Source organism: Peribacillus sp. FSL E2-0218 (assembly GCF_037992945.1).
GTDB lineage: Bacteria > Bacillota > Bacilli > Bacillales > DSM-1321 > Peribacillus > Peribacillus simplex_B.
This window is the reverse complement of the sequence record NZ_CP150304.1, coordinates 2,444,858-2,458,467: the sequence shown is the minus strand read 5'-3', so window position 1 is coordinate 2,458,467 and position 13,610 is coordinate 2,444,858. Positions and strand designations below refer to the sequence as shown.

The following is a 13,610-nucleotide window of genomic DNA, read 5'->3' as shown; positions in this document are numbered from 1 at the left end:
TTTGGGCAAATAATGTACATGGAAGGTAAAAATACTGAGGAATCACCGATATGACCAAGGACTACCCACTTATGGAACTCCATAAAATCCACAGTACTGTCATATACCTACATAATGATGGAATGCATCTGGCCATCCTTCTTGAAACTAGATGATTCTTGCTTGATCGTCCAGATGCGCTGACCCCGATTTTATGCACGGATACCATCCGCTTTCCTTATTGTCATAATTTTTGTTCCAACAGGATTAACGAATCGGTGCGAGGGTATGTTAATAAAATATGTCTATTTACACAAAGGTCGATGCTGAAAATTAATTCAACACTCATGAAGTAGGGGTTCATTTTTAAAGGATTGATTCATTACTTTAAAACCCCCTGTTTTTTTGTCCTTTCATAAATGGATCAGTTGCAGCCTGACTAACATTTAGATAGGAGGATTTTATGTCATTTTTAATCACTATGATCGGATTATTGGTTTCCACCATACTCGCTACCATCATGAATGCCAAATGGCCCCGTATCCCATTACCGATATACCAAATATCCGCCGGAGCAGTACTTTCATTATTGCCATTTCACTTATCGCTTGATTTCCATTCGGAATTATTCATGATTTGTGTCATAGCACCATTACTATTTACAGAAGGCAAGAATACATCTCGTAAAGAAATGCTTGAATTGCGCAAGCCTATTTTGTTGCTTGCTTTTGGGCTTGTTTTCGTCACTGTGTTTGCTGGAGGGTTTTTCATCCACTGGCTGATTCCGGATATGCCGATGGCCATCGCTTTTGCTTTAGCTGCCACAATCACTCCTACTGATGCTGTAGCAGTCCAATCGATCACAAAGGGATTGAAGCTGCCCGGCAATATGCTGCCGATCCTTGAAGGTGAGTCACTTTTCAATGATGCCGCGGGTATCGTTGCTTTTAAAGTGGCCTTGGCGGCGGCATTGACAGGTGCATTTTCCATTAAAGATGCATCGCTCAATTTCATCTTTGTCGCCATAGGCGGGATCTTCATCGGTCTTCTTTTGGGTTACTTAATCGTTAAATTACGATTGTTTTTACGGGTTCAAGGACTTGAAGAAATCCCCATGTCCATCGTAATGGAGGTCATTACACCTTTTGCCATCTACATGGTAGCTGAAGAATTCCATGTTTCCGGTATCTTGGCGGTAGTGGCCGCAGGTGTCATTCATGGCATTGAACGCGATCGCCTTCAAAATACCACAACCAAATTGCAAATTGTATCAACGAATATATGGTCAGTATTGGGATATCTATTGAATGGGCTTGTGTTTACTTTATTAGGATTCATGCTGCCGAGCGTCTATCGGGAAATCGAGTCCAACTTAAATAGGGGTTCCCTTTTTGGGATAAGTGTATTGATCGTTCTATTATTATTGGTGATCCGTTTTATTTGGGTATACTTTCTGCATGATACATTCACCAAGAATAGGGTCAATCCACTAGAGCAATTCATTATGTCCCGGATTCATCGAGATGAAATCAAAGTCAGCGATGATAAGAATTTAACAAGAACACGGTATGCCATCTTGACATCCGTATGCGGCATTCATGGCACCATAACTTTAGCTACCGCTTTATCCATCCCTTATTTCATGCCGGATGACACTTTATTTCCGATGCGCAATACAGTCTTGTTCATCGCAGCGTGCGTCATTTTGTTAAGTGTCCTATTAGCCACGGTCCTTTTGCCGATACTTGTAAAGGCACCGGCTGAATCTGAGGACGAACGCCTGAGCACTGATGAAGCTTATAAAATCGTATTGAACAAAACGATTCATCAGCTGAGCAAAGAAGCCAATAGCGATAATCAGAAAGCCGTTTATCAAGTGATGGATGATCTGAACGAACAACTGATAGATTTGGAGCGAGGCATAACGAACAGGCCGGATAACAAGACGATACAGGATTTAGTCAAGCTAGGGGCGAATGCTGAATTGGAAGTCGTTTCTGGATTGGTCGAAAAAGGATCGATATCAGAAACGACCCACGAGCTATATAAGGTGTACATTTCACGAACGTTGAATTATGTACAAAAATCATTTTTGCAAAGAGTTTGGATTTCATTGCAAGCTATCCTTTTCAAGAAAAAGCTTAATGTCAAATGGGATAAAAAATGGGAAGCAAAGTTAGAGAACTCCCTCGATAAAAACGCGGACCTGATCAAGGAATTCCGTCAAGCACAAAAAGAAGCATCAAAGGCAGCCATTTCTTTAATCAAACAACAAATTGAACCAGAAAACCGCCATGAAGTGATGCTTGTCATCCAAAGGTATAATCGGTACTTGAATCCATTCGGTACATTAAGTGAAAAGGAAGCCACCAACTTACAAGAAATGGTGAGTCATTTTCAATTGAATGCCATGCAAATCGAACGAGATATCATTCAGCAATTGGTCGAAGAAGATCGGATATCCGCCAAAACGGCTACGGCGCTTAGACAAAACCTGGTCTATGATGAAATGATCATGATCCAAAATTGATCAAAAAAGTGAATGATACACCAACAAAAGATGAATAAGAAAAACCCTGCTATATGTGACCGGCAGGGTTTTTCTTATTGGATCGAGATTTATTTAAACGTTCTCCGTTACTGCTGTATATTGATTTAAGAAGGATAGTATTTTTCGATAGACAGCCATTTCATTTTCTTTTTTGGAAAAACCATGTCCTTCATCTTCCAGGAGCATATACTCGACAGCTCTTCCCTTGTCCTTCAAGGCTTGCACGATTTGATCGGATTCCTTTTTAACGACACGCGGATCATTCGCCCCCTGTACGACTAGCATGGGTTTGGTCATGGAATCCAGGTAGGTAATAGGCGAGTACTCGATTAATTTCCCTCGATCTTTTTCCGGATTCCCAACCCACTGATCCATGACTGGCTTCCAGTCTTCAGGAACGGATTCGATGAAGGAAAATAGGTTGGATGGACCAAAAATATCGACTACCGCCTTAAAGTACTCGGCATGACGTCCATGTAGCAGCAACGCCATATACCCGCCAAAGCTTCCGCCCATCAATAGTATGTTCCCTTTTCGGGCATATCCTTGTTCAATCAGCCAATCCAGACCGGCTATATTATCAAGGCGCGGTCCATGCCCCCAATCTCCTTCTACCATTTTCATGAATTGTAAGCCATATCCTGTGGAGCCGCGAAAGTTCGGTGCGAAAATACTATATCCATTGTTCACGAAAAACTGAAAGGATGCTCTGAAAAATTTGCGTTCTGCGGCTTGAGGACCGCCATGAGGCCAGAAAATGACTTCGCCAGTATCATTTTCCTTGTTTGCCCGAAAAAATAACGATTCGATCTCCAAGCCATCAAAGGAAGGGTAGGTAATGATGTCCGGTTCCACCAATTCGGTTGTCTCGACACCTGGGACCGTGTAGAAAGTCAATGGTTCCCACTCATCACCGATTCTTTTATAAATATTATGAGGCTTGGTTGCGCTCATGCCAGATAAGTAGAGTGCACCTGATCTTGCAACCTCAAGTTTTTGAATGACACTGCATGGAATCGGGATATTCGTCCAGTCCCCATTTTTCAGATCATGCTCATATAAATGATCGACTACGCCTTTCTCGCTCGCAACAAATAACAGTTGTAATTCTTCATTATATTTAAGGGCCGTAAAGCTTTCACTTTTCAATTCTTTTATTTTCGTAAATTGATCGGTTTCTAGATTAAAAGAGGCCAAGTAAGTGTAATCCGAATCATAATCCGTCAATAAATAAATCAGGGAATCCGAGACGAAAACACCGTGTGTGACTGTATGTTGTTTCTCGGATGGAGGGGTAAGCAAAATCTCACAGCTTCCACTCTTCGCATAGAGGAGGGAATATGTATTTGCATAGTGCTTGTGATAAAGAAAGGTTTTTTCATCAGGACTGAAACCAATGATATAGGTTGCCGCATCTTCCCCCTCGAGTATTTGGGTTTCCTGTCCTGATTCCAGGTCTAAACAATAGGAATTTAAAAAGGACGGATTTCCTCTCGACGTGGTGTAATAAAGCCTTTGGCTGTCATTCGATAAAATCGGCATGAAATTCCGGGTATTTTCATGATTGATGATTTCCTTCATGGTCCCTCCCCTCAAAGGAATCCCATAAAACTGGGTGTTTTCATTCCCGTCTTGATCAAAACCGGCTATGATGAAACGACCTTGTTTATCAAATAACAGCTCCTGGCAGCTTTGATCGATGGATGTAAGCGGGTATGGAAACGTATTGGGTAAATCCATTCCCCATAGATTATACTTGCCGCTCAAATTCGTACTGAAAACCAACTGCTTTTCATCAGGGCTTACGATAAAATCGCCAATGGAAAATGTCCGTAAAAATTGCTCAACATCAGGTTTTGGAAAAGTGATCATGATTGAAAACCCCCTTTTTTATTGGATAACTCCTTAATTATTGTACCATATTTTCCCTTTCGATTCAGATTAATCGGTGGCATCCCCACCATAACTCCAATCAATCAGGAGACTGCTTCCCTCATTTACCATTCGGCAGCGTTCGCCCTGTTTGATTAGTTCAATTGATATACCTTCTGGCCCCGGCGTATTCCTCGCCGTATCCCGATGTGTTTATTTCATCTATTCTTACGTGTATAGAGCTGTTTAGAGAGTGGAAAGCAGCCTTGGCTTCGCCAACGATATATATGGTATTTTGATGAAACATTATTTTTGTTCCTCCTGCCAATACAGACATCATAACAGCCATAAATAAGGTCGCTCTTTATATGGTACAAGATGAAATGGTTACATATTATAATGGGCCCATCCGACAATATATTTAGAAAATTCAGTCCTTTTCGATTACAAAAAGACGATCAGCCTTTATATGGCTCATATTTAGCATACAAGGCCTTGCGGCGGTCACGATCGGTGAAAGTGGTAGCTGCACCGCTTTTACGGTTTCGATAAAGTTCCTCCATATCCACCGTGCCGGTAATGACAGTTTGTCCGGCCGTTTTTGCCTCGGCTACGATTCCATCGGCTGTCCAGGCTTTATCACAGGGGCTAAGGATACTTGCACGGCCATATCCACTCGGAAGCGGTCCTCCCGGTTCACCTACAGTGGGACAATGAACGAAGTACACCTGATTTTCGATTGCGCGTGCTTGCGCGCAATGGCGCACTCTCCAAAAACCTGCCTCCGTAAACGTATATGAGGGGCAAAAAATAATGTCTGCCCCCTTCATGGCCAATATTCTTGAAACTTCGGGAATTTCCGCTTCATAACAAATCGCTATTCCAATCTTGACAGGCCCGATGGAATACACATCCAGATCATTCCCCTCGGAAGTATGCCAATTTGCTTCGGCAGGAAAGATATGAGTTTTTTTATGCTCGGCACATGTTCCGTCCTTGTCGAAAATGTAGGCTATGTTGTAGTATTCATTTTTCCGACTTTCCAAATGTGAACCAGCAATGATCACTTGCTTCCTCTTTTTTGATATCGTCCTGAAAAGAAGTTTATATTGATTCGCATATTCAGCAATCTTGATTACGGATGTCTCATCCATTCCTTCATGTGTCGCTGCTAAGCCGATGGTAAACAGTTCAGGAAAAAGGATATAATCCGAGTCTACAGGCACTTGGCTGATCAAGTCTTCTACTTGATTCTGAAATTCAAGGAACGTCGACACTTTTTCGACCTTGAATTGGCAAGCCGATATGTTGATTTTCACGAAGCACCTCCCATAGTCTCCGTCAGTCTTGTCCCTGCTCCTGCACAGATGACCACAATCGATCAGGAAATTTTATTTAAATTTTCCACTTCCGTCCCTTTTATATTCATATGCTTAGTCAATGAACTTACGATGATCGTTACTAGCAAATTTAAAAATAAGGCTATGACGCCTGTACTGATATCATTGATTACGTGAGGCACATCAGGCAAGAAGGTCGCTATTTTCACATCGGCAATCGTGGCATACAATACGATCAGTACACCTGCCAGGATCCCTGCCATCGCACCATATTTGTTGATGATATTGTTTTTTGGCAAACTGCAAAACAAGGCAGGTGCTAGCTGGGTTATCAGGCTATATGACATGATATTCAAGATGGCGAGCGCTTCTCCGCCTGTTATCGTTACAATTAAAGCAATGATGGAGATAGCTATGATGATCATTCTTGAGACGACCAATTGCTGCTTTTCAGATGCAGCAGGGACCAGAACTTTGAAAAAGCTATTTGTCAGACCAACCGAGGCAGCCATTAGCATCACCGAGGCTGGAACTAGCGCCGTCAATAAGCCTGCTGCTCCAATCAGGCCTATCATCCATGGATCGAACGTTTGAATTGCCAGCCTTAACAGGGAAAGATCCCCATCAGCTCCCTGCAGTCCAGGGATTTCCATGATAGCGGCAAAACCTATGAAAAAGACGAATAGCAATAATAGTGTATACAAGGGTAAAGCGATCGCATTTTTCCTAAGTGTTCTTTCCCCATTCGACGATAATACGACCATGAAAGTTTGTGGCAAAAGATAAAATCCGAGTGCATTCAGCAAAACGGTAGACACAAACCAGGATTGACTCAACCCTTGATCTGCCAAAATTAACATTTCCGGTTTAGCGGCCTGTACCGTTTCGAACATGGGCTGAATGCCGCCGAAGTAATGAAAAGGAATGTAAATCCCCAAAAAAATCACTACTACCAAGATCATGAAATCCTTAAGGATTGCCGTCCATGCTGAACCGTGAATGCCTGAAATCATGACATATGTCGTAACTACGATGGCGCCGATGACACTTGCCGCCACCGGGGAGATGGCTCCATATGAAGCTTCTGAAACAATGATGCCCAATCCTTTAAGCTGGATGACAATATACGGAACAAGGGCTAAGCTACCCAGGACCGCTACGATCATTCCCATTGACCGGCTTTTGAATTTAGAGGCAAAATACTCAGGCTGGGAGATGATCGAATGTTGTTTTGAATATCTCCAGATTTTAGGGACGAGCCAATATGAGAGGACGTAAGCCAAAAAGATATAAGCAGGTACATAATAAGCCGCAGCCCCTTTGGAGTAAGCCCACCCGCTTCCGCCCAGAAATGTGAAGGTTGTATAAATTTCACCTGCTATCAACAAAAAAATGAAGAAGGTTCCGAAGCCCCTGCCTCCTAAAGCAAACTGCTCCATATCCATATCCTTTCCTTTTCTTGCTTTGATCCCCAAATAAAGAGCTAAAAACAAGAAGGAGGAAATGATGAGTAACGAAATGTTCAATCGAGATCACTCCCTTCATTATCAGGATCGAACTTATAGACGATCATCAAAATCACTGATGCCATCACCATCCAAAATGCGACCCAAAATAACAAAAATGGCATTCCCAATATGTATGGCTCCACTTTATTGGCTAAAGGCAATAAACCAAGGAACCCTATGAATGGAACAAAAAGCAATAGTTTGATAGCATTCAACTTGTACCCTCCCTGTAATAGGTATTCTCTCACGGATGAATCGCCATCAGCATAGCGGGCATTCCCTCCAAACTGATGGCAGGTAAGCATCTCTATCTGTCAAAGGATTTCGCTGGCCTTCCTCTCATTTGGATTGAATCGTAAGGACAGTTTCCAATAGGACGTTGACTCCTTTTTCACAATCCTCCCAAGCAGTAAGCTCTTCTTCACAATGGCTTTTTCCGTTGATGCTTGGAACGAAAATCATGGCTGTCGGGATATAACTAGCTATAAACTGGGCATCATGTCCGGCTCCACTAACCATCCTTTTATAAGGCAGCCCTAGTGAGATCGTCGATTGTTCAAGCAAATCACAAATTGATTCGTCGAACCAAACCGTATTCCTGTCCCATAATTTTTTCACTTGGATCTCGCAGTCATTTTCCGAACCATTTGTTGCAAAACCTGCAATGATCTCCTCAACCTGTTTGATGACCTTCGGATCTTTATGTCTGGCCTCTAATGAAAACACCACTTTATTGGGGATGACCGTATGGATATTAGGAAGAACATTGACTCTTCCCATCGTGAATACCAACTCGTCATGAAGCATCGCTAACTTTTGCCGGGCCTCCATGATCAAGGTATTGGCAGTGAAGAAGGCATCCTTTCTCATATTCATCGGAGTGGTTCCGGCATGATCGGACTCCCCGGTGACTTCAATTTCATAGCACACCATCCCCAGGACACATTCAACGACTCCGATCGTTAAAGATTCCCGCTCCAGGATGGGGCCCTGCTCGATATGCAACTCTAAAAATGCAGTCGCTTCTTTTAAACGCACCGCTTCATCCCCTGCATAGCCAATCTCATCCAAAGCGTTTTCGAAGGTATTCCCTTCACTATCCGTCTTTTGCAGCATCAGGGACTTTTCGAATTTACCGGAAAGAACGCCCGATGACATCATGGAAGGTTCGAACCTGGCTCCTTCTTCATTTGTGAAATTGACGATCATAATCGGGATTTTAGGCTGGAAATTATTTTCCACCAAAGTCCGAACGACCTCGAGTCCCGCAGCTACGCCCAAGATTCCATCAAACCGGCCTCCCTTTTTGACGGTATCCATATGTGAGCCCATCACAATGGGCGGTTTGTTTTCAAGGCCGGCCAAGGTAGCGTAAATATTACCCATATCATCTACCTGAATGGTCATTCCCAATTCCTTGCAACAGGAGCAAAAATAGTCACGGACTTGCCGATCCTCCTCCGAAAGGGATAACCGTGTAACTCCGTTGTTTTCCGTGCGTCCAAAATCGGCGAATTCCTCAAGCGTGCGGCTCAGCCTATCCCCATTGATTATTACCTTTTGTTTTTTCATAGCGAATATCCCCCTTCATGATTACATTACATGCTCCATCATTCATGCGCGCATTTACAAAATCGAAAGTGAACGTCTTGGTTGTAAAGCTATTTCCCTCTTCTATATTCCTACCAAAGTTTCGCTATTATATAGTATTTCTCCATTTAAAATCGTTGTTTCCACTTTCAATTCCTTTATGTCATTGAGCTTGACCTTCAAAATGCTATCATTCAAGATGACTAAGTCGGCCAGCTTCCCTACCTCGATACTGCCTTTGATCGCTTCATCGAAACTAGCATAAGCTCCATTCCATGTATATAGCCTGATCGCTTCCAATACCCGAATCGATTGTGCCGTGCCTATGCTTGCACCGGAGCTGCTTTTTCTATTTACTGCTACGTGTATGCCCAATAAAGGGTTATGATCCGTAACGGGAGCATCGGAACCAGCAGCAGCCAGTATGCCGTTATCGATATAATCACGGGCGGCATACATATAATTCACCCTCTCCCCATAATGCTCGATATATATATCACCGAATTCAAAAGGGAATGGCGGGTTGGGAATGGGGATGATTCCAAGTTGCTTCATCCTCCGCTGCAAATCGGGCGTAGATATTCCTGCATGCTCGATTCGATGTCTATGATCCTTTCTTGGAGATTCCTTCAAAGCCTTTTCCACACAGTTCAAATACATGTCTATCGCTTTGTCACCTTGGGCATGCACGGTAATTTGATAGCCTTTGGCATGTGCTTCACCCAACACCTGATAAATTTCCTCTTCCGTGTAATAGAGGATGCCGAAATTGCCGGGATCGCTTGAATAAGGCTCCCTAGTGGCTATGGTCGGACCCGTGCTGCTGCCATCCGTAAACAATTTTGCCGGACCGATTTTGAATCGATCGTCCCCCGTTCCGGTTACGACCCCCGCAGCCACCATTTTGTTGACGAATTCATGCGATTTGTTCAGTGAACCGATCATCGCATAAATGCGGACGCGGATATCGTTTTGTTTAACCGCTTGCTGCATGATTCGCAAACTATCAGGTCCATGTGCACCCGCTTCATGAATGCTGGTTATCCCTGCGGCAATGAAATGTTCCGAAGCGATTTTTACTGCCTTCTCCAGTTCCCTTTCCGTATAACCAGCCCGTTCGGCGATCATCATATGTGCCGTTTCAATAAGTTTGCCAGTGATCGCCCCACCTTCATCCTTTTCAATGATTCCACCTGGCGGGTTCACTGTACTCTCATCAATTCCTGCTATTTGTAACGCCTTCCGGTTCACCACACTTATATGGCTGCATGTCCTGGTTATCATGATCGGGTGGTTTTCTGATATGGCATCCAACTCAGCGATGGTTGGATATCGCTTTTCTTTCACCGCGGTTTCATTGAATCCCCATGCGCGGATCCATTCACCGTTTGGGATTGTTGCTGCTTGCTTCTTCAAGTCATCTAACAAATCAGCGACTGATTTGATATGTTCCGCTTTACAGCTTACTGCCAACTGATTGACACCGTACAATATAAGATGAATATGGGAATCTATGAAGCCTGGAAGTAATGATTTCCCCCGCAAATTGACCACTTTCGTATCTTCTCCGATAAAAGCTTCCATCTCCTGATTGGTTCCAACTGCAGAGATTAGATTTCCTTTCACTGCCATGGCCTCGGCTACTGAATTCTTCCGATCAACTGTAATGACTTCACCGTTCACGAACACGATATCAGCTAGCAAGCGCCCACCCCCTTCATATTTACTCAATAAAAAATTTTCTAGAGCACGCCTTTCCCTTTTTATGTTTGAATATTCAGTTTCCGGTAGATTCATTCTATCCATTCTTTATTGGGAAATCATTAGACAAATAGTTAATTTTTCAATCAATTTTTTATACCTTTCATCTACTTGTGTCAGATCTTCTTTTAAGATGCTCTGCCTCATCCCCTTAGGAGGTAGTTGAATAAGAAAAAAGGGAAATAAGCGCAGATGTGCTTATTTCCCCTGGAAATCCGTTTTTAGTTCTTCTCACTTTCACAAATCCTCCCGATTGCCCCAATCGTCAAATACCGTTTATCGACATTAAAATCCCATGACCAATATCGAAGGGTTAATTCCCTTTTATCGACTTCTTCCATAAAGGCTTTCAGACCTATCAATGACGCTCCATAGCCTACATTGGCTGCCAAGGTAAAAACGGCATTAATCCCTTCGTTGATGGCATCGCTATACTCAGGCTCGATTTTCAAAATATCCGTCCATGTAAGATAAAACCCATTTTTCTTGATACATTTGGACAGGGAGTGACTCAGTGTACGTACGATCTCGTCCCTTAAATCCAAGAATGCATCTTTTATCCGTTCAACGTCGTTTTCCGGGTAGTTGTCTCCATGCTCAGCAAGCAAATCCATGGCCCAATTATAAAAAAGCTGAGTGTAAATGGCAGAGGTCGCTACAATGTCAAACTCAAAACAATACTCAGCGAAAAGTTGTTCCGAAAGCTGGCTTAACCGATTCTCGGTATCTTTTACATACTGTATGACTACCCCTGCCTTTTCACCTCGATCCAACATCAAGGATAAATCACCATCAAAACCGATTGTATCGAGGCCAGTAACATTGATTTTAACCAGCTGGATTTTTTTCCGGGCAAGCTCCGGCAAGCCTTTTATACCCTTTTCCATACTTTCCTGATCTATATCAAATAAATGAATCGATTGGCATCGGGCGGCAAGATATTCCAGATCGAGATCATCGCAATTCCCAGCACCGATGATCGCCACTTTTTCAACCATCGGTTTCTTTGAAAGAACGGCTTCGAATAACTGTGTAACCTGGAGACGATGCTGTTTCCACCTTATCTTTCTTAATTCTTCTCGATCATGATTCATGTCCCTTTGAAAATCTTCCAAGTAAATCGCTCCCTTAACGGTACGTTCCATTAAAATATTGTATCAAAGTATCCTAATCATGTGGTAATGGAAATTGGCCCGGGGTTCGTTTTGAAAAATTGGCTTTGCGTCTCATAGGGAAGGAAAAATATTTTTCTTCATAAACGAACAAGAAACGTAAAAGAAATTCTTTCCTATTCATTGAACACAGGGAGCGCAATATATTGCAATGTTTGTGAAAATCTTTCATTCTTCGCCGGTGACTTCAAAGGGGTGAACTGTAATTCATTCTCACTTTCAGCCTTATCGCCCCTTCTCAAAGGCGAAAAAATAGGTGAATCTTACAACTTTTGAGATTATCGGAGCACTACCCGTTTATACAGTTAGTTTGAGCAGAAATTCACAGACTGCAACCGACCTAAAGCTTCTATTCTTCTGCTCGGCCTAGCATACCTTACTTTGTTGCATGAATGCATCTCGTTCAATACTAGTTTTCCAATTGATCCATTATTGAAAAAATTCACCAAAATCATTATGCCAGCAAAGCGAAATAACGCGGAAAACCACATTTTTTCCGTCATTCTTACTATATTCCGATAAAATTTGAAAATCCTTCCATCCATTTGATCAATCAGTGTATCAATTTCTGAATAAAGGTTGACTTGAATTTTAGGAAATGGACTCTGGGAATTCGATATCTCCCTTCTGATTTGGAATAAAATGAAATAATCATCCTGGAAGTTCCAGGCCTATTAATAGTGGGATTTCCCCATGATTTTGTCCATTACCCGATGCAGATTTCCCTGTTTTCCTTAAACTGAAAACAGGCAATTCCGCTTATGGATGTCACCCTTTTCCCAATCGTATAAATATTCAAAAAAATGTCGAGTTGAGTCATCTATCCTTTTACCCTTATACTAGGGGAGAAAACTGAAAGGGGAGAATCATTCATGAAAAAAGAAATATCAATCATTGGAGTCCCGATGGATCTTGGCCAGACAAGAAGAGGAGTCGATATGGGGCCAAGTGCCATTAGATATGCAGGATTGAGCGAGAGACTTGAAAACATTGGCTATACTGTTCATGATGAAGGCGATATAAGAGTAGAGATACAAGAAAGAGCACAAAGTGACTCAGACACAAATTTAAAGAATCTGCAAGATGTAGCGGAAGGCAATGAAAAACTGAGCCAAAAAGTGGATGAAGTCATCCGATCGAATCGCTTTCCACTAGTATTAGGTGGCGATCACAGCATTGCCATTGGCACGTTAGCAGGTTTAGCCAAGCATTCCGAGAACTTAGGAGTCATTTGGTATGATGCTCATGGTGATTTGAACACGGCGGAAACCTCCCCATCGGGAAATATACACGGGATGTCGCTGGCAGTAAGTTTGGGACTTGGACACCCTGCCCTTACTAGCATTGGCGGATACTCCCCGAAAGTCAAACCGGAAAATATCGTCATCATTGGGGCCCGTTCCTTGGACCAAGGGGAAAAAGAGTTGATTAGAGAGAAAGGAATTAAAGTTTTTACCATGCATGAGATTGATAGAATGGGCATGACAAGAGTGATGGAAGAATCGATAGCCTACCTGAAGGAACGCACGGATCTTGTACATTTATCCTTAGATCTTGATGGACTTGATCCGGATGATGCACCTGGCGTGGGGACACCTGTTATGGGAGGAATCAGCTACCGCGAGAGCCACCTTGCGATGGAAATGCTGGCTGAAGCTAATATCATCACATCAGCAGAGTTTGTCGAGATCAATCCAATTTTGGACGAGCATAATAAAACGGCTGAAGTGGCAGTTGCTCTAATGGGTTCACTTCTTGGCGAAAAATTATTATATGGAGCAGAGAATCATTTTGTCACAGCTGATATGCTGGCAGATGTGAAATAGAGGCCATTAAT

9 protein-coding genes are annotated in these 13,610 nt (G+C 42.7%); 2 read left to right on the top strand and 7 right to left on the bottom strand.

Annotated elements, in window-relative coordinates; all coding sequences use genetic code 11:
* Positions 1-442: 442 nt before the first annotated feature.
* A complete protein-coding gene (locus MHI53_RS11835; RefSeq protein WP_340373563.1) occupies positions 443-2,509 on the top strand; it encodes a Na+/H+ antiporter in 2,067 nt (688 codons plus the stop codon).
* 93 nt (positions 2,510-2,602) lie between these two features.
* Here MHI53_RS11835 and MHI53_RS11830 read toward each other — a convergent pair whose 3' ends face one another.
* The 7 genes from MHI53_RS11830 to MHI53_RS11800 all read right to left on the bottom strand — a co-directional run bounded on the left by MHI53_RS11830 (position 2,603) and on the right by MHI53_RS11800 (position 11,716).
* Entirely contained in the window at positions 2,603-4,402 is a 1,800-nt protein-coding gene (locus MHI53_RS11830; protein ID WP_340373562.1) for a S9 family peptidase, read from the bottom strand.
* A 458-nt stretch (positions 4,403-4,860) separates the two neighbouring features.
* On the bottom strand, positions 4,861-5,721 hold the full coding sequence (locus MHI53_RS11825) for a nitrilase-related carbon-nitrogen hydrolase (RefSeq protein ID WP_340373561.1): 861 nt from the start codon (positions 5,719-5,721) through the stop codon (positions 4,861-4,863).
* Positions 5,722-5,783: 62 nt separating this feature from the next.
* Positions 5,784-7,268 (bottom strand): sodium:solute symporter family protein, encoded by a 1,485-nt coding sequence (locus MHI53_RS11820; protein WP_340373560.1) that lies wholly within the window; start codon positions 7,266-7,268, stop codon positions 5,784-5,786.
* Positions 7,265-7,465 carry a DUF3311 domain-containing protein gene (locus tag MHI53_RS11815; RefSeq protein ID WP_061141968.1) on the bottom strand — a complete coding sequence of 67 codons (201 nt, stop codon included), beginning with the start codon at positions 7,463-7,465 and terminating at the stop codon, positions 7,265-7,267. Before MHI53_RS11815 ends, MHI53_RS11820 begins: the two co-directional genes overlap by 4 nt.
* A 124-nt stretch (positions 7,466-7,589) precedes the next feature.
* The gene (locus tag MHI53_RS11810; RefSeq protein ID WP_061141924.1) at positions 7,590-8,822 is read right to left on the bottom strand and encodes a Zn-dependent hydrolase; all 1,233 of its coding nucleotides are present in this window, start codon (positions 8,820-8,822) and stop codon (positions 7,590-7,592) included.
* Positions 8,823-8,924: 102 nt separating this feature from the next.
* Complete coding sequence (locus MHI53_RS11805; protein WP_340373559.1) at positions 8,925-10,544, bottom strand: amidohydrolase; 1,620 nt, start codon at positions 10,542-10,544, stop codon at positions 8,925-8,927.
* A 278-nt stretch (positions 10,545-10,822) separates the two neighbouring features.
* Complete coding sequence (locus MHI53_RS11800; RefSeq protein WP_340373558.1) at positions 10,823-11,716, bottom strand: hypothetical protein; 894 nt, start codon at positions 11,714-11,716, stop codon at positions 10,823-10,825.
* Between the two features lie 929 nt (positions 11,717-12,645).
* Here MHI53_RS11800 and rocF point away from each other — a divergent pair.
* Positions 12,646-13,599, top strand: coding sequence for an arginase (gene rocF, locus MHI53_RS11795; protein ID WP_340373557.1), 954 nt, complete (start codon positions 12,646-12,648; stop codon positions 13,597-13,599).
* Positions 13,600-13,610: the final 11 nt, after the last annotated feature.